The 21,033-nt window shown below is 34.6% G+C and carries 18 protein-coding genes; 16 read left to right on the forward strand and 2 right to left on the reverse strand.

Annotated elements, in window-relative coordinates; translation table 11 throughout:
* Nucleotides 1–2: 2 nt before the first annotated feature.
* From EHV10_RS04755 to EHV10_RS04815, 13 genes are all read left to right on the forward strand, one after another.
* On the forward strand, nt 3–680 hold the full coding sequence (locus tag EHV10_RS04755) for a tRNA (adenine(22)-N(1))-methyltransferase (protein WP_128673671.1): 678 nt from the start codon (nt 3–5) through the stop codon (nt 678–680).
* Nucleotides 670–1,458: a Nif3-like dinuclear metal center hexameric protein gene (locus EHV10_RS04760; protein WP_128673672.1), complete on the forward strand. Its 789-nt coding sequence runs from the start codon at nt 670–672 to the stop codon at nt 1,456–1,458. Before EHV10_RS04755 ends, EHV10_RS04760 begins: the two co-directional genes overlap by 11 nt.
* 3 nt (nt 1,459–1,461) lie before the next feature.
* Nucleotides 1,462–2,556, forward strand: coding sequence for a response regulator transcription factor (locus EHV10_RS04765; RefSeq protein WP_128673673.1), 1,095 nt, complete (start codon nt 1,462–1,464; stop codon nt 2,554–2,556).
* A complete protein-coding gene (locus EHV10_RS04770; RefSeq protein WP_128673674.1) occupies nt 2,546–3,985 on the forward strand; it encodes a sensor histidine kinase in 1,440 nt (479 codons plus the stop codon). Before EHV10_RS04765 ends, EHV10_RS04770 begins: the two co-directional genes overlap by 11 nt.
* A gap of 161 nt (nt 3,986–4,146) precedes the next feature.
* Nucleotides 4,147–5,226, forward strand: coding sequence for an ABC transporter substrate-binding protein (locus EHV10_RS04775; RefSeq protein ID WP_128673675.1), 1,080 nt, complete (start codon nt 4,147–4,149; stop codon nt 5,224–5,226).
* An 80-nt stretch (nt 5,227–5,306) separates the two neighbouring features.
* The gene (locus tag EHV10_RS04780; protein ID WP_128673676.1) at nt 5,307–6,806 is read left to right on the forward strand and encodes a sugar ABC transporter ATP-binding protein; all 1,500 of its coding nucleotides are present in this window, start codon (nt 5,307–5,309) and stop codon (nt 6,804–6,806) included.
* Nucleotides 6,807–6,808: 2 nt separating this feature from the next.
* A complete protein-coding gene (locus tag EHV10_RS04785) occupies nt 6,809–7,864 on the forward strand; it encodes an ABC transporter permease (RefSeq protein WP_128673677.1) in 1,056 nt (351 codons plus the stop codon).
* Complete coding sequence (locus EHV10_RS04790) at nt 7,854–8,873, forward strand: ABC transporter permease subunit (RefSeq protein WP_128673678.1); 1,020 nt, start codon at nt 7,854–7,856, stop codon at nt 8,871–8,873. Before EHV10_RS04785 ends, EHV10_RS04790 begins: the two co-directional genes overlap by 11 nt.
* Before the next feature lie 199 nt (nt 8,874–9,072).
* A complete protein-coding gene (locus EHV10_RS04795; RefSeq protein WP_243116070.1) occupies nt 9,073–11,448 on the forward strand; it encodes a vWA domain-containing protein in 2,376 nt (791 codons plus the stop codon).
* A gap of 139 nt (nt 11,449–11,587) precedes the next feature.
* Complete coding sequence (gene lepB, locus EHV10_RS04800; protein WP_279221811.1) at nt 11,588–12,049, forward strand: signal peptidase I; 462 nt, start codon at nt 11,588–11,590, stop codon at nt 12,047–12,049.
* Complete coding sequence (locus tag EHV10_RS04805) at nt 12,046–13,299, forward strand: DUF7601 domain-containing protein (RefSeq protein WP_128673680.1); 1,254 nt, start codon at nt 12,046–12,048, stop codon at nt 13,297–13,299. The genes lepB and EHV10_RS04805 overlap by 4 nt, the downstream gene beginning before the upstream one ends.
* Before the next feature lie 3 nt (nt 13,300–13,302).
* Nucleotides 13,303–14,040 (forward strand): class B sortase, encoded by a 738-nt coding sequence (srtB, locus tag EHV10_RS04810; protein ID WP_128673681.1) that lies wholly within the window; start codon nt 13,303–13,305, stop codon nt 14,038–14,040.
* Nucleotide 14,041: 1 nt separating this feature from the next.
* Nucleotides 14,042–14,830: a sortase gene (locus tag EHV10_RS04815; protein WP_128673682.1), complete on the forward strand. Its 789-nt coding sequence runs from the start codon at nt 14,042–14,044 to the stop codon at nt 14,828–14,830.
* A gap of 30 nt (nt 14,831–14,860) precedes the next feature.
* Here EHV10_RS04815 and EHV10_RS04820 read toward each other — a convergent pair whose 3' ends face one another.
* Nucleotides 14,861–15,946 carry a response regulator transcription factor gene (locus EHV10_RS04820; RefSeq protein ID WP_128673683.1) on the reverse strand — a complete coding sequence of 362 codons (1,086 nt, stop codon included), beginning with the start codon at nt 15,944–15,946 and terminating at the stop codon, nt 14,861–14,863.
* Complete coding sequence (locus EHV10_RS04825) at nt 15,943–17,640, reverse strand: sensor histidine kinase (RefSeq protein ID WP_128673684.1); 1,698 nt, start codon at nt 17,638–17,640, stop codon at nt 15,943–15,945. Before EHV10_RS04825 ends, EHV10_RS04820 begins: the two co-directional genes overlap by 4 nt.
* 216 nt (nt 17,641–17,856) lie before the next feature.
* On the opposite strand from EHV10_RS04825, the gene EHV10_RS04830 reads away from it, so the two are divergent.
* The 3 genes from EHV10_RS04830 to EHV10_RS04840 all read left to right on the forward strand — a co-directional run bounded on the left by EHV10_RS04830 (nt 17,857) and on the right by EHV10_RS04840 (nt 21,033).
* The gene (locus EHV10_RS04830; RefSeq protein ID WP_128673685.1) at nt 17,857–19,215 is read left to right on the forward strand and encodes an ABC transporter substrate-binding protein; all 1,359 of its coding nucleotides are present in this window, start codon (nt 17,857–17,859) and stop codon (nt 19,213–19,215) included.
* 95 nt (nt 19,216–19,310) lie between these two features.
* A complete protein-coding gene (locus EHV10_RS04835; protein ID WP_128673686.1) occupies nt 19,311–20,201 on the forward strand; it encodes a carbohydrate ABC transporter permease in 891 nt (296 codons plus the stop codon).
* 1 nt (nt 20,202) lies between these two features.
* Nucleotides 20,203–21,033: a carbohydrate ABC transporter permease gene (locus EHV10_RS04840; RefSeq protein WP_128673687.1), complete on the forward strand. Its 831-nt coding sequence runs from the start codon at nt 20,203–20,205 to the stop codon at nt 21,031–21,033.

A 21,033-nucleotide genomic window follows, 5' to 3' on the forward strand; every position in this document is an offset into this window, starting at 1 on the left:
AAATGAAACTGTCAAAAAGATTGCAAACTATTGCTGATTTTGTGAAGAAAAATTCAGTGGTAGCGGATATAGGAACGGATCACGCACATATACCTATCTATCTTATAGAAAATAATATAATAGATAAGGCTTATGCCTGTGATATAAATAAAGGACCATTGGAAAAAGCAAAAGAAAACATAGAAAACTTCGGTGTAAGTGAAAATATTGTTCTGAGACTTTCCAACGGTCTTGATAAAATGTCAAATAAAGAGGTGGATACAATAATAATAGCCGGAATGGGTGGAGAACTCATTATAGATATTTTAAATAGAGGAAAAGCATTTTTTGATAAGAAAAATACCTTCATATTGTCGCCTCATACAAAAACAGATGAAGTGAGAGATTATCTGATAAGAAAAGGCTTTAAAATAATAAAAGAAGATATGTGTATAGATGAGGGCAAGTTTTATACGGTAATGGAAGTAAGGTATACAGAAAATACAGTGATGTATTCGGAGGCTGAGCTCTTATACGGTAAATATCTTATAGAAAATAAACATCCGGTATTACTTAGATTTCTAAAAAAAGAAGAAGAAAAGTATATAAATATTCTATCAAATACCGGATTAAATGAGGACAGAAAAAAAGAGCTTAGACATAGACTTGATATAATTAAGGAGACGATGAATGAAATGTAGTGAGATTTTTGAATATTTAAAAAAATTATATCCGCTTGAGCTTGCTATGGACTGGGATAATTCAGGATTTTTACTTGGAAGAAGTGATAAAGAGGTAAGAAATGTCTTGGTAGTACTTGATATTACAAATGAAGTACTTGACTACGCCGGGGCAAAGAGTATTGATTTGATTGTGTCACATCACCCGATTATTTTTTCAGATATAAAGAGAATTACAGATGACACACTCCTTGGAAACTATATTTTAAAGATACTTAAAAATGATATCTCCGTGATTGCAATGCATACAAATTTCGATATTGCAACAGGGGGTATGGCAGACATTGCAGAACAAAAGCTTTCACTTTCAAATACAAAACCACTTGAAGTTACGGCAAATGCGGACGGTAAAGAGCTTGGAGTCGGAAAGATTGGAGATTTAAAAAAAGAGCTTTCATTTGATGAATTACTTTCTTTAATAAAGGAGACATTTAATTTAAAGCGTTTAACTGTATTTGGCAGAGAGAATATAAAGGGAAATATTAAAAGGATTGCTATAAGCCCGGGCTCAGGAAGAGGAATGTATAAGTATGCTCTAGGTGAGGCGGATGTACTGATAACAGGTGATATTACACATCATGAAGGACTTGATGCTATAAATGAAGGCATTTGTATCATAGATGCCACACATTACGGCTTAGAGCATGTATTTACAGAAAAAATTGTAAATGATTTAAAAAAATACAGTGAACTGAATGTTTTTGAATTCAAAAATACAAATCCGGTGGAGATAATGTAGGGGATGGTAAAGGTCTTTTTAGTTGAGGATGAAAAATTTGTAAGAGAAGGTATAAAAAATGAAATAGATTGGAATTCATATGGATTTGATTTTGTAGGGGAAGCTGCCGACGGTGAATTGGCACTTCCCCTAATTGAGATTTCAAAACCGGATATCTTGATAACAGATATAAAGATGCCTTTTATGGACGGATTGGAACTTGGAAGAATAGTAAAGGAAAGGTTTCCGGAGACCGTTATTATATTTTTAAGCGGTTATGACGATTTTGACTATGCCCAGAAAGCTATACATATCGGTGCATCCGAATATCTTTTAAAGCCGGTTTCAAAAGAAAAACTCATATCTGTTTTAAAGAAAATAAAGCCGATTGTAGAATCAAAGCGACACAGTATTTTTCGAAATATAAAGGCAGACAATATTGAGTTTAATATAAAGAAATTTTATACATCAGGATTCGATAAAGGGAGCTTCAAGGAATTTATTATAAATGGAAAGAGTCAGAATATTGAAAGTTATGTTGAAGAGTATATTGACAATATGAACGGACAGTTAAAGTCTTTAATATTCAGACAATATGTAATAATGGATGCTTTCATAGAGTCTGAAAAATTCCTCAGTAATGTTGATGATAAGGAGGATCTTGGAAATAAATTCGGAAGTATGGAAGTGTTTGATGAAGTCGTTGCAGATATTCATACTATGAAGCAATATTTTTTAAAATTACTGAAATATATGATTGATAAGAGAGGTCAGATTACAGGAAGGCAGTACAGCTTTTTACTTAAAAAGGCAAAAGACTTTGTCGAGAAAAATTATATGGAGCCTGAGATTTCTTTAAACAGTGTTGCGGAATATATAGGACTGAGTCCCACATATTTCAGTACTGTTTTTAAGCAGGAAGCGGGGATGAACTTTATAGACTATCTGACAAAAACCAGAATAGATGAAGCTAAAAGACTTCTTAGAAGCACTGATAAAAGGATATCTGATATAGCATTGGAAGTCGGATATCGTGATCAACATTATTTCAGTTCGGCTTTTAAAAAATATCAAGGAGACACACCTAAGTCATACAGAGAAAATAAAAATGAAGAATAGTATACAAAATTATATTATGAAAAGGCTGTTTATAACCTTTATACCCATTGCATTTATTATTATTTATCTTTTGTTTGTGATGAAATGGCAGAATGATAAGTATGGCAGTATAGTAAAAAATATAAGTATTGCAACAGAATTTAATTTTAAATTTAAAGAGAATGTAGACCATAAGATGTATAGGGTGGTGATAGGTGCGGATACTATAGAAAATCAAAATCCGTATGAAGACCTTGAATATGCAAATAAAATATTTGAAAAGTTACTGGAAACAAACAATAAAGATGAAGGAATAAACAGACCGAAAGGCCTTATAATACTTTTAAATTTGCTCAAGAAACAAATAGATAATATCGGTAAAAGCGATATATATAAAGACTATAATAAAAATATAGACAGTTTGGAATATGATATCAGGGTTACAACCGAGCTGATAGAAGATACTGTAAATGACTATATATATGAGGAGACCAAAGAGCTTAACATAGTAAGTATAAAGATAAGAAATCAGATGGCTGTTATATTTATGCTTAGTATTATCAGTGTATTTCTTATTTTGTACTTTACTTTATATATGTATAAAAAGGTATCAAGACATATTGCGGCTCCTATTATAAATCTTTGTAATTATACAAAAAGAAGTGAAAATGATTTATTGGAGAATAATCCGGAGAGCAGTATTTTAGAAATCGATGAACTGTCGGAAAATTTTAATGATAAAATAATAAGAATAAAAGAGCTTATCGAGAATATAAAGACAGAGCAAAAGAATAAGAAAAATACGGAACTTTGGCTTTTACAATCTCAGATAAATCCACATTTTTTATATAACACACTTGATACTGTTGTATGGATGGCTGAAGCAGGTGATTCGAAAAAAGTGGTTGATATGATAACCGCATTGTCAGGCTTTTTACGGATAGGATTAAATAACGGAAAAAGATTTATACAGATAAGAGAAGAAATAAGACATATAGAAAATTATTTAAAGATACAAAAATTCAGGTATGAGGATATTTTGGAATACAGTATTGATATAGAAGATAATCTGTATGATATAAGAATTTTGAAACTTTTGTTACAACCGATTGTAGAAAATGCACTTTACCATGGTATAAAGTATAAAAGAAGTGGAGGTAAGATTTCGGTAAAAGGTTATAGAAAAGATGAGCATATAATTTTACAGGTAATAGATAACGGGATCGGAATGGAGACTAAAAAGCTTGAAAGCTTAAAAAATATTATAAAAAGTGAATATATAGATGAAATTGATATAGTAAAGTCATCAAAAGAGAGCTTCGGACTTTATAATGTGGCGGAAAGAATAAGGCTTTATTATGGTAATGAATATGGACTGAATATAGACAGTACCGAGAATATAGGTACAACTGTAAGTATAATTCTGCCTTTAGAAAGTGATTTAATCTAATCTGAATATATTAAACATATATCATAAAATAATATACATAAATTTCCGATAATGAAAATAATATAAAAAATGCGTAAAAAAATCTATGTTTACATAGGTTTTTTTGTATTACAATATAGTAAACAAATAATTGTTTCGTAAATAATTTTAAGGAGGAGTTTATGAGTAAAAGAGGTTTAAGTCTATTTGTATCTGCAATTATGCTGACTATGTTTGCACTTACAGGATGCGGTGGAGGTGCAAAAGCACCTGAGGAGAGCAAGTCGGTTGAATCATCGGAAACCGCAGGTGAGAGCAAGAGTGAGGAAGCAAAGAGTGAAGTGTCTAAGGATGCTTCAAAGCTTATTGTAGTAGGTTATGCACAGGTTGGAGCGGAGTCTGATTGGAGAACGGCAAATACGGAGTCATTTAAATCTACATTTGTTCCTGAAAACGGATATGAGCTTATATTTAATGACGCTCAGCAAAAGCAGGAAAATCAAATCAAGGCTATAAGAGATTTTATTCAGCAGGAAGTTGACTATATCGTACTTGCACCTGTTGTAGAAACAGGATGGGATACAGTTTTACAGGAAGCTAAGGATGCAGGAATTCCTGTGATACTTTCAGACCGTATGATAAAGACTTCAGATGATTCTCTTTATACAGCGCTTGTATGCGGTGACTTTATAAAAGAGGGTGAGACTGCAGGACATTGGCTTGAAGATTATTTGAAATCAAAGAATGTGGCTGCTGATGAGAAGATAAACATTGTTACTCTTCAAGGTACAATCGGTGCATCTGCACAGGTTGGCAGAACTGACGGATTTGCAAATATTTTAGGACAAAATGCAAACTGGAATATGCTTGCAAAGCAAACAGGTGAGTTTACACAATCAAAGGGTCAGGAAGTTATGGAGTCATTTTTAAAGCAGTTTGATGATATTGATGTAGTGGTTGCCGAAAATGACAATATGGCTTTCGGAGCTATAGATGCTATAAAGGCGGCAGGAAAAACATGCGGACCGAAAGGCGATATAACAGTTATATCATTTGATGCTGTAAAGGCCGCATTTGATGCAATGATTGCCGGTGACTTAAATGCAAGTATTGAGTGCAGTCCGCTTCATGGACCTAGAGTAGCTGAAATTATTCAAAAGCTTGAGAAGGGTGAAACAGTGGATAAGATCCAGTATGTAGACGAATCATATTTTGATACAAGTATGGATCTTGAGAAAATTAAGGCAGGAAGAGCTTATTAATAAGGCATAATTTTATATTTTGCATAAAGAAAATACCGGGAGTGAGGAGTTATTTGCTCCTCACTCCTTTTGAGGTGATTATGGATAATCTATTGAAAATGAGAGGAATCTGTAAAAATTTTCCGGGAGTAAAAGCACTTGATAATGTGGATTTTAGTTTAAACAAGGGTGAAATACATGCTTTAATGGGAGAAAACGGTGCAGGTAAGTCCACACTTATAAAGGTACTTACAGGAGTGGAAGAGTTTGAAACCGGACAGATAATCCTTGAAGATAAAAAAAGTATAATAAATAAAAGCCCCAAAGAAGCACAGGAAAACGGAATAAGTACAGTGTATCAGGAAGTAAATCTTTGCCCGAATATCTCAGTGGCGGAAAATTTGTTCTTGGATCGTGAGCCAAGAAAATTCGGACTTATTGATTGGCAAAAAATGAATAGAATGTCCAAGGAACTTTTGGATAAATTGGATATCAAAATAGATGTAACCAAACCTACAGAAAACTATTCAATTGCAATACAGCAAATGATTGCCATTGCCAGAGCGGTTGATATGTCGGCAAAGGTACTGATACTTGACGAGCCTACCTCATCACTTGATGACGGAGAGGTTGAAAAACTTTTTGTTTTGATGAAAAAATTAAAAAAGGAGGGTATAGGAATAATATTTGTTACCCATTTTTTGGAGCAGGTATATGCGGTATGTGATAAAATAACTGTTTTGAGAAACGGAGCTCTTGTAGGAGAGTTTGAAGTGGATAACCTTCCAAGAGTACAGCTTGTAGCAAAAATGATGGGTAAGGATTTTAACGATCTTGAAAATATTAAGGGTGAAAGCACAAAGACTGATGATAAAGAAGTACTTCTTAAGGCCGAGTCGCTTGGATCAACCGGTAATATAAAACCGTTTGATCTTACGTTAAATAAAGGAGAGGTTATAGGAATAACCGGTCTTTTGGGATCAGGGCGTTCTGAACTTGTCAGAGCTATATACGGTGCCGACAAAACGGATACCGGTAAAACAATATTTAAAAGTAAGGAAGTTAAAATAAATGCTCCGATTGATGCCATGAAACTTGGGATGGCATATCTTCCTGAAAACAGAAAAGATGAAGGAATTATAGCGGATCTGTCTGTAAGAGAAAATATAATAATAGCCATGCAGGCAAAACAAGGAATATTTAAACTTATACCAAGGAAAAAACAGGAAGAATTTGTAGATAAGTATATAGAAATATTACAGATAAAAACAGCCGGGAGAGAAACACCTATAAAACAGCTTTCCGGTGGAAATCAGCAAAAGGTAATTCTTGCAAGATGGCTGCTCACAAATCCTGAACTTCTTATATTGGATGAACCTACCAGAGGGATTGATGTCGGAACAAAAACTGAGATTCAAAAATTGGTTTTGAAATTGGCGACTGAGGGTATGACTGTAATATTTATTTCATCAGAAATCGAGGAGATGATCAGAACTTGCCAAAGAATGGTAGTAATGAGAGATAAGAAAAAAGTAGGTGAATTAGAATCTGATGAAATATCTCAAAATAATATAATGAGTGCTATAGCAGGAGGGGAATAAAATTGAGAGCATTAAAAATAAAAAACATAACATCAACAAGACTCTTTCTGCCTATAGTAAGTTTGATTTTAGTCTTAATTATAAACATGATAAAGACACCTAACTTCTTTAATATTACTATACAAAACGGAGTATTTTACGGATACATAATTGATGTAATAAATCGTGCAAGTGAGCTTGTAATACTTGCTGTGGGTATGACTCTTGTAGTTGCTTCATCAGGAGGTACGGATATTTCGGTAGGTGCAGTATGTGCGCTTGCAGGTGCTGTTGCATGTTTTATTCTTGCAGGTGGAGAAGTTTCTACAGATGTATATCGCGCACCATATATAGCAGCGTTTATAGCAGCAATATTTGTGGGATTGCTTTGTGGTTCATTTAATGCTTTTCTTGTTGCAAAGATGAATATCCAACCTATGGTTGCAACTTTGATATTGTTTACAGCAGGTAGAGGAATGGCTCAGCTTGTTACAAATGGACAAATAACCTATATAAGAGTCGAATCATTCAGGATGCTTGGTAATTCTATACATGGAATACCTCTTCCAACACCTGTATTTGTAGCATTGGCTGTTGTCCTAGTAACACTTATAATACTAAAAAAAACAGCTTTGGGTCTGTATATAGAAACTGTAGGAATAAATAATAAAGCTGCAAGACTTGTGGGATTAAATCCTGTGTATATACAGTTTATAGCTTATGCATTTTGTGGTCTTTTGGCGGGCCTTGCAGGAATGATAGTTTCATCAAGAGTATATTCAGCAGATGCAAATAACGCCGGACTTAATATAGAACTTGACGCAATATTGGCGGTGGCACTTGGCGGAAACAGTCTCTCAGGCGGAAAGTTTTCACTTCTTGGAAGTGTTATAGGAGCCTACACTATTCAAGCATTGACTACCACATTATATGCTATGAGTGTTTCGGCAGATCAGCTACCGGTATATAAGGCGATTGTGGTTGTAATAATAGTTTCATTACAGTCAAAGGAATTTATAAAGATAATAAGAGGATTTAATTTAAATAAGAAGAAAGCCGAGGTTGTATATGAAAAATAAGTTAAAAAATATAGATAATAAAACCTTCTTACTTTATATGACAATTGTTCTCTTTATTATAATGTATGGAATAGGGGTTATAATGTTTGGGAATAAGGGATTTCAAAAACCGCAGGTATTTTTAAATCTCTTCATATCTAATGCAGGATTGATAGTTATAGCAACAGGTATGACCATGGTTATAATATCAGGAGGAATAGATATTTCGGTCGGTTCATTTGTAGCACTTACCTGTATGGTATTGGCATATTTAATGGAGAAAACTAAGATAAACGCGCTAAGTGCAATAGTAATCGTAATCATAATCGGTCTGATATTCGGACTTGTACAAGGAATACTTATTTCATATCTTAATATTCAACCGTTCATAGTTACACTGGCAGGTATGTTCTTTGCCAGAGGTATGACAGCAATTATATCTCAGGAGATGATAAGTATAACAAATGAAACATTTCTTTCATGGGCGAATAAGAAGATAACAATACCTTTATTCGGTATAGTAAATAAAAAAGGAGCTGTAGTATACCCATATATCTACCCTACAGTAATAGTCGCACTTATTATACTTGTACTTATGTTTATTATGTTAAAATATACCAAGTTTGGAAGAAGTGTATATGCTGTGGGCGGAAACGAGCAGTCAGCCTTGCTTCTTGGATTAAATGTTAAAAAGATAAAACTTCAGGTATATATACTGAACGGATTGTTATGTTCCATCGGTGGATTTTTGTTCTGTCTAAACACTTGTGCAGGATTTGTGGAACAGGCTAAAGGATTTGAGATGGAAGCAATAGCGGGAGCGGTAATCGGTGGAACATTACTTACCGGAGGTGTAGGCAATGTGTTCGGCAGTCTTTTCGGTGTACTTATAAAAGGTACCATTGAAGCTTTTGTAAGTTTCCAGGGAACATTATCATCCTGGTGGACAAAGATAATAATAGCTGCCATACTTGCATTTTTTATAATATTGCAAAGTATACTCGCAATGTCGAAGAGAGGGAAGAAGTAGCAATAAATGGACATTTGTAGAAAAGTGTACATTTCTATGAAAAATACTGTCATATATTTTATGGCGGTATTTTTTGTTTCTTGTTGAAATTTTATGAACATATGTTATGATAAAGTCATTAAATTTTGGGTAGAGGAGGTGCGTAATAATTTTAAAATTTATATATAAACATTTTAGAAAAATATTGTTTGTTTTTTTCATGTGCTTAATTGCGTACCTGTTTACCGATTCTTTGGCAGATATGGCCACACCGTCAAACGCCGAGTTTAATGATATTGTCATATCACCGGGTATGGATACGGCTACTTCTTCCGATGCAAGGCGGCATGAAGTAAAGCTTGACGGCATAAGTGTAATTGTTGATGTGCCGGAAGGTGCATTCGATACAAGTGTAATACTAAAGGCGAAAAGATTAACCGTAAATGAGCTTGAAAACAATCAGGTTACAGAGGCGGTAAGTGAAGCAGATGTTGAGAATACAAATTATTCAGAGGATGCGGGAATAAGAAATACGGAATCTGAAATAAAAGAATACCCGGAAGATTCGATATCTTTGGATATTCATTTTGAGGATGAAAATCATGTAGAGATTGAACCTTTGACAGCGGTATATGTTAATATAAAAATCGACAATGCTTTGCTTCCTGAAGGAGCAAAGCCTGAAGATATGGAAGTTTATCATATAAATGATGATAGTACTGTAAATAAGATAGATGATATTGCTCTTATAGAGGATAAAGATGATAACAGTATTACTACAAACTTCAGTACGGACAGCTTCTCAACATTTTCACTTCATTGGGGATCGGCAAGCAGCAGATCTTATGTAAATGTAAAATATGTCGATACAAATGGAAATGAGATAACTGCAGATCCAAGCAAACTTGAATTATTTAAGGACAATAATAACGGAGTACTCCGCAATGACAATGATAAGATAACCCCGAGAGAGCTTGATACCGGTATAGTAGGTATGAGGTATAGATATGCCAGGGTAGTAATGTCAAACGGAACTGTAGTAAATAATGTACTGCAAATAGAAAGAGAAACCAGCCTTATAAATGGGCTCAGGTATACAGTGGACGGTACCAATTGGGTAGTATTTTCATCTAATGAAATGAGAAATCTTGAACTGGTCTATGAGCCTGAAGGAAGAACTATCTCAAACCGAAGAATAAGGACTGATATAAGTAAGACTGTAGAAGATCCGGATAAGGACGGAATCTACGATCTTACACTGAAAATAAATAATCAGACCGGAAGTACCTCAAACAGAACAAATATGGATGTACTTTTCTTATTAGACACAACAAGCAGTATGAGTGAGGGTATTTCAGGTCGTGGTACGGATCCGAAAATATCTTCAGTTTACAGTGTACTTAGAAATGTAATAAGAAATAATTATTTTGACAGCAGTAAATATAATGTAAACTATGCGCTTGTGGGAATCGACAGTGAACCGAATCTGTATCAGAACTGGACAAGTAATGGAAATTCCATTATAAGTAAGATTCCTATAAGCCCGAATAATGTGAGTAGAATAAACTATGAAAAGGGATTTGTTAAGGCAAATGAACTTTTTAGAAACGGCAGAAGCGATGCACAAAAAGTCCTTATCTTTATTACGGACGGAAATCCTACTTACTATACGAATCACAATACAGGTAGGAATGAAGGCAATGTAATTGACAGATACAGCACAATGGCAATGCTTCACGGACAGTTTGCATTGTATGCTATTGATTTGGACTATTTCTTTACAATAGGTCTGGGTAATCAAGGAGATTATGACAAGCTGAAACTTTTGACAAATTCAAATGACAATGACAGCCCTGTAAGAGGATATAAGGGTATCACCTTACCTGCGCCGGGAGTGGAGGTAGGTGCAAGTCCATATTCGGCAGACAGTAAAAATTCTTTCTTAGATAGGATGATGAAAATGGTAAATGTTTTAGAAAATCCTAGGGTGAGTAATGTTGTACTGGAGGATAAACTCAGTCAATATGCAATGATTGCAAAGGATTCTTCCGGTAATCCATATCCGCTTGAGATTGAGGTTTTAGGCCCTACAGGAATACACACAGGAAATTATGTGGTGCCAAACAGTATGTACAGATTAAATTCCACTCCAAGAAATGCAATGGCAGATATTGTATCCTCATACAATGATGCTACTAAAACAATCAGGTTGGAATTTCCGACTGCCTATACTTTGGAGACCGGATATACCTATACGGTAAAGGCAAAGATAAAGACTACACCTTTAGCTGAGGCAAAATATGCAGCCACAAAGCAATTCCAGAAAAATTCCAACGGAACGGATGTGGTCGGAGATCCGGGAACAGGTTTAAAATCTTCAAATCAAAAGGGATTTTATTCCAATGATATAGCAGCTCTTACATACAAGTATAAGGATAAGGAGATAGTTGAAACATTTAAAAAACCTGTTATCCAACCATACATAAATCCGATACCTACCGGTGTGGAATTTGATATATCTTATGCCATAATATTTATAATAATGTCGATTCTTTCGATTGGAATATTTTATTTTAACAGGAGGAAGAGATGTTAATATATTTTATAACTATTCAAAACCTGTGACATATGAGAGCTTGAAAAAGCAATAGTTAACACATATATAGGAGGATGGATTTATAGAGGAAAAGGAGAAAATCAAAAAGCGCAGTATAGCGGAATTAAAGTCGTTTATAATAAGGTTTCTGACACTTGTCGCAATGATTTATGTCTTGGTATTCATAGTATTTGGAATAAGGATTTCGCCAAATAATGAAATGTTACCGAGAATAAGAGCGGGGGATTTATTATTTTTCTATAGACTTGAAGGCAGACTTAAATCAAGTGATGCCATATGCTATCATTTTGACGGTGAAAAGTATATAGGAAGAATAATAGGAGCGCCGGGAGATACTATTGATATAGATGATAACGGAAATGTTATACTAAACGGTGCCGTATTGGTAGAAGATGATACCAGAGGCAAAACAGATAAGTACAATACTGATGTAACATATCCAATCGTACTGGGAGAGAATGAATTTTTTATACTTGCCGATAACAGAACGCTTGCAAAAGACAGCAGATATTTCGGAATTATAAAAAAGAAGGATATTGAAGGTAAAATAATTATCGTTATAAGAAAGGATAATATATGATGTTAAAAAGGATTATGACTTTGGCGGCAGTGTCTGCCATGACAATCGCAATGGCGGGAAGTGCAATAGCTGCAGAGACAACAAAGCAGTTAAAGCCTGCAGCAGGATCACCGAACAAAATCAAGTTCACTAAAGAGATGAAAATCTACAATGTAGATGATACAACAGGCGGAAGTGCAAAAGCACCTGATGTAAAGTATACATATACTATCGCAGGAAGTACAGGCGGTGGCGGAAAGACACCCGTCAGCGGTACCGACGGAGGGCTTACTGTAGTTGCAGGTACAGCAATGCCTACTATCTCAGCGGCAGAGTTTAGTCATAATGATACAATTACAAACCACCTTGTAAAAAAGGAAGTTACAGTAGACTTTACAGAGCAGTTTAATGAAGACGGAAATAATGATATAACTGTACCGGGTATCTATAGATATGAGATTACAGAGACCGGTAATTTTAACCTTACTACAAGTCAGCATGACTACACAAACGATGTGAGCCAGCTTACAGGCGGCAAGGAGAAAAGATACCTTGATGTATATGTAGGATACAATGCGGCAGGAAAGCTTGAAGTAAAGACAGCCGTTATGATGAAGAAGGATGCTACAGTTACAGATAACTCAAAGACTACAGGTTATATCGATGATTTAAACGGTGCACTTACAACAGATAATAAGGATGATGTAAGTACATTTAAGACAAGAGATATTATCCTTCAAAAGGATGTAGCCGGTAACATGGGTTCTACAACTGAAGAGTTTAAGTTCACTATCGATCTTAGCAATATCGGTGTAGGTATGGATTATAAAGTGACTTCTACAAATACTGCAAACCCTACCGCTATAACAGGTGTTACAGGAAATACATATTCACTTACTAATGTTAAGTTAAAGAGCGGTCAGACTATAAAGATTTCAGGTCTTCCATCTACAGCAAAGTACAAAGTTACTGAGGATGTTACTACTGTAGGACCTGCAGGATACAAGACAACTCACGGTATTAATGTTGCAAGAATTGCAGCACCTACATCTACAAATCAGTATGCCAATGTAGCCGCTGTTACAGCAGTTACTCCTGTAAAGGCTGATGATACAGTTGCGGATACAATATTCTTCTTGAACTACCGTGATACACCTACACCTACAGGCGTTGCAATGAGCGTGGCTCCTTTTGCAATCATGGCAGGATTCGGTATTTTACTTATCTTGGTATTCTTTAAGAGAAGAAAAAAAGAAGAAGTAGAGAACTAAAAGATGAATCTTATAGGAAAATGTGCATACATAGGAAACAGGGTTATAGATATAATTGTTATTCTTATGGCGGTGATAATGCTTTTATTCGGGGCGTATTCACTATATGATATTTTTCATGTATATAAAGGGGCATCTCTTTCAAGTGAAATCTTAAAGAGTGCCCCCGGTACTGCCGGAAATGCGGATGATACCGTAAATGTAGAGGCTTTATTTAACAAATATCCTGATATGAGAGCATGGCTCAATATTTTTGATACCAATATAAACTATCCTATAGTTCAGGGTATTGATGATGCGGAGTATCTGAATAAGAATATAGACGGTGATTTTTCTTTGGCCGGATCTATATTTTTAAGCAGTCTTTGTAACGGTGATCTAAATGAGCATTACTCACTTGTCTACGGACATCATATGGACAATGGAGCTATGTTCGGTGATGTTGAAAAGTTCCTTGATAAGAGCTTTTTTGACAGTCATGTGGACGGAATACTCTATACAAAAACAGAGATCTATGATGTAAAGGTATTTGCCGTTTTGGAGACAGATGCCTATAATGAGAAGATTTATTTCCCGTATTTTGCAAATGAAAACAAAGATGATTTTTATAATTATCTTCAGAAAAATGCGGTACATATAAGGGATGTAAATCGTAATAATAAGGTTATTACAATGTCTACATGTACAGAGTCCTATACAAACGGAAGGATTGTGCTTTTTGGCGAACTTATAAGGAGATGATATGAAGCAAATTTATAAGAAAATCATATTTTTCCTTTTGTTGACATATTTTATATTTGTGCCAAGGGATGCCTTGGCCGCAAATGTAAAATTGCCTATTAACATAAACGTATCGGGAACCAATCCTGTTTACTACAGATATGATGTAAATATCAGCAAGCTTGATTCAAGGAATAATGTTGTTTCAACTGAAGAAATTTCGATGCCTTTAAGAAGAAACGGGATATATACTTATGATTTCGGAGATTTTGACAATGTCGGAGAGTATAGATACAGTATAAGTCTGGCAAATGACGATGATGAGAGATTTGTTTTCGACAGAAGAAATTATATTGTTCATATACAGGTATTGACCAACGGAACCGATATTTATACAAATACGTATCTTGAGGATCCGAGTGAAACGGCAAAGCCTGCTGCAGTGGATTTTAATGTAAAATATCTTGTAGAAATAGTTTATCCGAACGAGAGGGATAAAAACAAAGGCGGCTCCGATACAGGGTATAATAGAGATAATAAAAAAGACGGTCAAAAAAATACAGATAAAAATAATAACAAGCCTTCAGATAATGAAAGTCGTCCTGATAACAGCTTGGACGGTGAGCCTTTAATTATCATAGACAAGCCGGATAATAATAAGGGTAAGATGATTGAAGCGGTAAAGAGATTGCAAAAGGCTATTGTAAAGACAGGAGATGAGAGTTCAGTTGAGTTCTATACAACTCTGTTCTTTATATCAACATGTATTTTTATATTACTGTTTTTTAGGAAAAAGAAAAACCACCGGTAAATTCTATAATTTTTACATGGTGGTTTTTTCTTATAATTTTAAATTCTCTTCACTTGGAGGATATCCAAACTTTGCTTTGTATCTTTTGCTGAAATAAAATATATCGGAATATCCACATTCTGTGGCTATATCCACTATTTTCATATTACTGTTTCGCAAAAGTTTTTTCGCCTTTTCAAGTCTGTAATCCGAGAGAGTTTGTTTTATCGTGTTGCCATATACTTTTTTAAATACAGTATTGATATAGGACGGATTTTTACCAATATTCTTTGCAATTTCTGCTACAGTGTAATCATAATTCGAAAAATTTCTTTCTATATCTTCAAGTATCTGCTTTCCGATAAGCTGCTCCTTGGTTAAGATAGTGTTTAATCCCATACAGTCAACACCGATTTCAACTAAAATATCCTCAAGTTTTTCTATACAGGATATATCCTTTTCAAAAATATTTTCCTGCATAAACTGAACCAAGGTAAGACTTTGCAGTATATGATACTTTATATCAAGACTATTCAGTATTTCACGAATGAACTTATAAAGAGTGGTTGCATTATAATTATCCAGTATATCTTTTGTATTAGCACTTATAAAACTCACATAAGAATCTTTATCTGAATTTGACATATATTTTATCACAGACGGTCTTATAGTACTGATATCTTTAGCTTGTAAGATCACATTTTCTTTTTTAAATAATCCTGATAACTTAGCTATGCTTTGGTCTTTTGGCATATTTTTTGAAGATTCAATAACATCAATGCATTTATCAAGACTTTCTAAAAGAGCATCTTCACTTATAGGCTTTGTAAGATAGTCAAAAACACCATAGCGCATTGCCTCTACAGCAAAATTAAAATCGTTATATCCTGATAGAAGTATTATTTTTGTATTTAATTTATTTTCAAAAATATATCCGGCTACTTCAAGACCTGTGAGCGATATCATTTTTATATCCATAAGTAAAAGATCGACTTTAGTAAGTGAAAGACATTTTATAACATCTTCCCCGTCTTCACATAATGAGACTATATCTATATTTGTCCTGTTATCGGATATAATCTTTTCAAGTCTTGCACGTATAAAATATTCATCATCGGCAATAACAAGTTTTATCATAAGAACTCCTTCTTTATTTTAAAGGAAATACAACAGCCGGGACTTTGATTCTCAAAGTCGAGCTTGTAATCATTACCGTAATACAGCTTTAAGATCCTGTTTATATGCTTTAGAGCAAAGTGGTGGTTATTATCGGTTTCATCTTCTAGTATATGATTTAAATTATTCATGTCTATTCCGAAGCCGTTATCAGATACTTTAAATAATATATTATTTTCATCCTGATTTACTGTTATATTTATATTTCCCTTATACTTTAAACCCTTTATACCATGATAAATACTGTTTTCCACAAGCGGAAGCAGTATAAGTTTCGGGCATTTAAATTGATTTATATTATCGACACAATATATGCTGTATTCAAATTTGTCATGGTATCTTACAGACATTATATCAAGATAGGCCTTACAAGTATGTAACTCTTCTTCTATATTCACAAAACTTTTTCCGAGACTTAAACTTCCTCTGTAAAATTTTGAAAGATTCATAACAAGTTCCATTAAAGTTTGCTTTTCATCAAGACTTGCAAGAGAATATATATTGTCAAGAGTGTTGTAGAGAAAATGAGGCTTTATCTGTTCATTCACCTTATCTATTTCAATACGGTTTTTCTCTTTTTCAATATCTATCAACTTGTTCTTAAGCTCATTTTGAGACTTCAACATTATGTTAAAATCACCTATAAGTTCAATCATTTCCGGAGAGTCGGCTTCATAAGAAAATTCTTTCCAATTTCCTTTACTTACAAAGCGTGTATGCTCTACCAAGGCATAAATAGGTTTACTTAAGTTTTTTGCTATATTTTTTGACATAAAAAGTGCCAGTCCGAGAGAAAAGCATGCAGTTATAAAAAAAGCGATTCCGATGGTTAGCGCAGGCTTTATAAAAAAGAAAAGAGGAATAAAATGTACAAGTTTCCAAGGATAAGACTTTAAAGGCATTGTATTTATAAAGCCGTAACCTGAAAAAATATGTCCTGATTTTCCTAATTTTACTGCACCTATTATAGTGTCCGTAAGAGTATTTTTCTCATTCAGATAGTCGGATTTACTTATAATATCATACTCATTATCTACAAGCAGATAGAGAGAACTTGAGGTATCCGATACCGCATATATATCGGATATACTTTTTTCAGAGATTATAAGCTCTATATAGCCGTAGAGGTCGCCGCTCCTGTAGTCGTATATCGGATGCACATATGAGAAAGTGTCGATCAAATTATCGCTGGAATTATCAAACTTTTTTGTGGCAAACCACTTGCCGCCTGTTACACGTATAGCTTTAAAATCACTTGGGTACTGCTTCCTTTCAGAACTCATTATAATACTGTAGTCCTTATCATATATGCTTATACCGTAAATATACGGAGCCGGATATATAAGTTTGTAGATTTCAAGGCTCATATTGATTTTTTGAACAGAGAAACCGTCTGTATTATTATAATAAATGTCAAAGCCATGCTGTATAACATCATTGTTTAAAAGAAGTCTTGAATAGTGGGTTGCTGAAGTAAAGTAGTGATCCAGACGATTTTCTATATGGCTAAGCTGTATATCTGAAGCCTCAATTCTATCGTCTGTATAATAGAATATAAATATAATACTAGTAATAAAAAACAGTATACCTACAGGAAGCAACACCATAAGCCTGAGGCCGTCAAACAGTTGCAGATAAATACTCTTACTTTTCAAACTCAACTCCTAAAAATAGCAATAAATAACCTTATATTTTCAACTTTGTTTAAAATATAACTATTGATATGCTTTTTAATCAAAAATTTATTGAAATAATTATACATGGGTGAGTTTAAAATGACAAGAAATCTATAAAAATTCCATGGGATGTAAAACTCTAAATTGCTATAATCAAAGCATAAATTTTGTATCGTGTTTTTTAAGGAGGAGTTTATGAAGTTAAAGAAAATTGCGATGCTGGGTATGACATTGGCACTATCAATCGGAGCACTTGCGGCTTGCGGATCAGGAAGCAAGGGAGGCGGTGAATCACAAAAGGCAGCCGATTCTGCAAACGGTTCGGGTGATTCAAATGAAAAGATTAAGATAAGATTACTTACCCGTATGGCGGGAACTTCAGATATTGTAAAAATCTACAACGGTATTATAGATGAATTTAAGGCGAAGCATCCTGAAGTTGAGATAATTGATGACTCACAGGGTGATGAGAGCGCATTTAACAATATCTTATCAACAGATATGGCTTCAGGTAAGATGGCAAATATCTATCGTGTTCAGGGTGTTGCAAATCTTCAAAAGTATATTGATAACGGATTCTTATTGGATGTTACACCATATCTTGAAGCGGACCCTGAGTGGGGAAAGAGCTTTGCACCGGGAGCTTTGTCATACTACAGTGTTCCGGGTAAAGAGGGAACTTATGCTATTCCTATGGAGTCGGGTCTTATAGGTGTTTATTATCATGAGGATATATTAAAAGAGGCAGGAGTTGAAAAATTCCCTGAGACATGGGATGAGCTTTTAGCAGCAATAGATAAATTAAATGCTAACGGTGTTACACCGATTGCTTTAGGCGAGAGCTCAAACTATATGGGCGGACATTTACATGATCAGATTTTCTATAAGTGGCTTGGAACAGAGGCTGCAAAGGAACTTGGAAACAGAAGCAAGAAGTGGACAGATCCTGATGTTGTACAGACACTTCAGTATATCAAGGATTTAATTGATGCTAAGGCTTTTGATCCTAATGCTGTAGGTATGCAGGATGATGTGGCGATGACAGCTTTCCAAAACGGTGAGGCTGCAATGGTAGTTACAGGACCTTGGATGATCGGAAGATTTACAGATCCTGAGAAGACACCTGTACATGAGGATATCAAACTTGCTAAATTCCCGTATTTCAAAGAGAAACCTGAATACAAGAACTATGATATGCAGGTAATCAGCCCATATATGATAAACGGAAAGCTTGAAGGAAAAGAATTGGAGCTTACAATTGAACTTGTAAAAATGCTCACAAGCAAAGAAGCGGCAAAGAAATACGCAGAAGAAGCGCAGTTTATTATGCCTATAGAGGATGTAGATATTGATGAGAGCAAGGTGACTCCTTTGTTTTTGGAAAGTATGAAGCTTGGTGCTACAAGTGAGGGTATCGGAGTTGATGTATTTGACTTTGATGAACTTACATCTATGCAGGACAGAACAAGAAACTCAATTATGAGCTTGTTTACAGGATCAAGTGCAGAGGAAGCCGCTGCCGAGATTCAGGCTGAGATAGATAGTGCAAAATAAGAATAGCTTAGACCCGAAATATAGACTAAGCTTTTAGAGGTATTAGAGCTGTTTGATTTTACAAACAGCTCTATTTTAAATATTAAGGAGACAAAATGATAAAGTTAAAAACCACCAAAGCAAAATTCACGATTTTTTTATTTATCTTGCCGGCATTACTTCTATATACGATATTCCAGCTTATACCTATAGCCGGAGGAATATACTTCTCCTTTGTAGAGTGGGACGGACTGGCAGGTACCAAGCTGACATTTGTAGGTTTTGATAATTATATAAGTGCATTTCACAATAAGCAGTTTATTCTTTCACTTTCAAATATGGCAAGAATGGTAGTATTCAGTGTGCTTTTACACACACCTATAGCGCTTCTTTTGGCTGTAGCCGTAAATGCAAAGCTTAAGGGATACAGATTGTTTAAAACAATATTTTTTGTACCTACGGTTTTTCCTATGACTGCAATAGGTCTTATGTGGTACTTTGTTTTCATGCCTACAGGTGCACTTAATACTTTGCTTACAAATATGGGCTTGAAGCAGTTTGCAATTCCTTGGCTGGTAAATAAAGCAACCGCAATGAATACAATCGTAGGTGTAAATGTATGGGCGGGGATCGGTTATTATATGGTAATCATATTGGCAGGACTTACAGTAATTCCGAAAGACTTATATGAGGCGGCATCTATTGACGGTGCCAATCCGGTACAGATGTTTTTCAATGTTACAATTCCTATGCTAAAGCCGACTTTGATTATGTGTATAGTAATGGACATTATCGGAAGTGTAAAGGTATTCGATCTTGTGTATGCAATGACAAGCGGAGGTCCGAACGGACTTACAAACCTGCCGACAACTCTTATGATAAGTGAGGCGTTTAAATACAGCCATTATGGTGTAGGTTCAGCTATAGGTATAATTATTATGCTTATATGTTTGGTGGGAACGGTTGGAAGTAATACATTATTAAACAGAGGAAGGAGAGTGGACTGATATGAAAAAATCAAATATAAGTATGAAGGTAATAGCATATACTTTCCTGATTATTATGGCAATAATATTTATAATGCCTATGTTATTTACTATTATTTCTTCTTTGAAAACAAAACTGGATATATTCTCAGATCCTTTTGCACTGCCGAAGAATCCGCAGTGGAGCAATTATTTTATAGCATGGAAAGATGCAAACATGAGTGCTTACTTTATAAACTCTGTTATACAATCAGGATCGACTGTTATTTTAACAAGTTTGATTTCAACAATGGCAGCATATGCTCTGGCAAGATTTGATTTTAAACTTAATAAGGTGCTGGTATTGGTATTTATGCTTGGAATGATGGTACCTATGCATACTATCTTGGTTCCGGTATCTTATATCATTGGATTGTTTAATCTGAAAAATAATATTTTTGCACTGGTACTTGTTTATGTTGCATTTAATCTTCCTTTCAGCATTATGGTAATGATAACCTTTATGAAGGGAGTTAACCGTTCTTTAGAAGAGGCTGCTATTATAGATGGGGCAAATTATTTTCAGATTTATTCTAAGATAATGATACCTCTTACATTGCCTGCTATATCCACTATTTCTATATTTAACTTTATGGGCGCATGGAATAATATACTTTTCCCGCTTCTCTTTATCAATGATAAGAGACTTCGCCCTATTTCACTCGGACTTTTAAATTTTAACGGTGAGAGAGGCTCTGAATACGGTCTTATGATGGCAGGTATAGTTATAACAGTTGCAGTACCTCTTGCAATATATCTTTTATTCCAGGAAAAGGTTGAGAGCGGTCTTGCAGCAGGTGCGGTAAAGGAGTAA

The organism is Lachnoanaerobaculum gingivalis (assembly GCF_003862475.1).
GTDB lineage: Bacteria > Bacillota > Clostridia > Lachnospirales > Lachnospiraceae > Lachnoanaerobaculum > Lachnoanaerobaculum gingivalis.